This window comes from Anoxynatronum sibiricum (assembly GCF_039414295.1).
GTDB lineage: Bacteria > Bacillota > Clostridia > Peptostreptococcales > Tindalliaceae > Anoxynatronum > Anoxynatronum sibiricum.
On sequence record NZ_JBCITM010000101.1, the window covers coordinates 1 to 255 of the forward strand.

Consider the following 255-nt stretch of genomic DNA (forward strand, 5'->3'; position numbering starts at 1 on the left):
TGCAAAATTTTTCTCAGCTTCTCTGAAAATATATTCAGGAAAACTGTCACGCATCAGGAGTGATTCTCCAATACTCAGGTTCATGGCACCTTCGATGGCATTTTCGAGCTCACGTACATTGCCAGGCCAGGGATAGTTCATGAAAGCATCCAAACACTCTGAGTCCATACCAGTCACTGACAGCTTCAGTTGGCTGTTGTACTTGGCAATGAAGTAATCTGTCAATCCTTCGATATCTTCTTTTCGGTCTCTCAG

General features: G+C 43.5%; 1 protein-coding gene. It reads right to left on the reverse strand.

Annotated features, from left to right (window positions below; all coding sequences use genetic code 11):
- Positions 1-255 (reverse strand): AAA-type ATPase lid domain-containing protein (locus AAIG11_RS18145; protein WP_484477170.1); only part of this gene is annotated, 255 nt, incomplete at both ends.